Source organism: Rahnella perminowiae (assembly GCF_019049755.1).
Classification (GTDB): domain Bacteria; phylum Pseudomonadota; class Gammaproteobacteria; order Enterobacterales; family Enterobacteriaceae; genus Rahnella; species Rahnella perminowiae.
The window spans coordinates 1-1511 of record NZ_JAFMOS010000185.1 but is presented as its reverse complement, the minus strand read 5'-3'; the positions used below and the strand labels follow the sequence as shown (position 1 = coordinate 1511).

Sequence of the window (1511 nt, the reverse complement as noted above, 5' to 3'; positions counted from 1 at the left end):
GTATGCAAATCTCAATATTGGAAGTAGCTCCAAAATGAATAAGATCAGCAGAGGTGCAGCCAAGCTCTTTTGCAGCTAATTCTAATGGATAATAAAGTCTATTTGGTAAATTCATTTTTTCACCTGCAATAAAATAACGTTTTCATGCTCACCAGACAGTAAAGATAGGTGCTCGCACCACATATTCAGCGCTTCCATCTTCTCCGGCATGTATTGGCTCAGGTTATACACAGCCATAACTCCCGGCATGGTGTGCCCCAAAAGCTGTTCGACAACGTGAGGAGCGACACCCAAATCATTTAGTTTGGTGGCGAATGTACGGCGGATGTCGTGAAGTGACCATGGTTCAGCATGCCCCAGCCGTTTCCAGATCAGGCGTCCCCATTGGCTCACTGCAGATGATTCTTTTATCTCTCCCAGCAACAGGCCGCTATCCTTATGCTGGCGGTGAAGGTCTTCAATAAATGGTCGCATAGCATCAGGAACGGGGCGAACAATCTTTGTTCCGCCTTTACTATGAGCCTTTGGCACCGTCCATACCCATTTCTTGAGATCCCACTCATCCCAGGTGGATAAACGCGCCTCCTGCGAACGACAACCGAACGTCACCAGTACCCGCAACATTGAGGCGTAGTAAGGTTTAAATTTAAATTGCTGGCTGGCTTGCCAGATCTGGCCTATTTCGTCATCAGAGTGGTCCCTGTCCCCTTTTTCCTGCTTACTACCTACATCAGGTATGGTCAGGTCGTCTAAGACATTGCTCACGGCATAGCGACGAACCCGGCAGAACTTCAGAGCTTGCTTGGACATTTGAAAGACATAACCAGCTGCAACCGGCGAATCTTTCTTGATCCTGTCAAAGCATTCAAGCCAATGGCGGGTTTCACACTGCGCCAGCGGCAGGGAACCAATGTACGGATAAATATGCTTCTCGAGCTGGGCTTTATGACGAGCGACATTGGCGCGGTTATCGGTCGCGTACTCAGTTATCCAGTAAACAAGCGCATCCTTGACGGTGACCGGCTTCAGGGTTTCCGCGGTGGTAAAACTCAACTGGTGCTTCGGGTCTTTGCTATCTGCCAGCCAGGCACGACACTGATCACGCTTCTCACGTGCCAGCTTCAAAGGCATATCAGGATAATTACCGAGCTTTAGCCGTTCCAGCTTTGCCCCACGCCCGCCCAACCGGTAAGCGTACACCCAGCTAATCACGCCAGTTTTGGACACTCGAACGCTTAGCCCGTCGCCATCAGATATGAGTGCTTCACCATCCCTCGGGACATTCAGGATTGACCTCAGCTTTTTATCGCTCAGTTTGTTTGTGCCACCAGCCATTTTACCGCCCAAAAACTCAGTTCATATTTTCCACGTGATACACCACGTGATACACCGTCAAGTGTATGAGCCTGTACCGACATATACAAGGATGTACGTGATTTATGAAATAATTCATTTATATCAATAAAATAAACATTTTCAGGTGGACTGTGATTTACCGCTATATACCATGG

At 48.3% G+C, this 1511-nt stretch carries 2 protein-coding genes; both read right to left on the bottom strand.

Translation table 11 applies throughout. The annotated features are described in order from the left end of the window. Nucleotides 1-111 precede the first annotated feature (111 nt). Nucleotides 112-1335, bottom strand: a complete 1224-nt coding sequence (locus J1785_RS01110) for a tyrosine-type recombinase/integrase (RefSeq protein ID WP_217218608.1) — start codon at nt 1333-1335, stop codon at nt 112-114. Then, nucleotides 1311-1511: hypothetical protein (locus J1785_RS01105; protein ID WP_217218607.1), on the bottom strand; the 201-nt coding region annotated here is incomplete at its 5' end. The genes J1785_RS01105 and J1785_RS01110, both read right to left, overlap by 25 nt.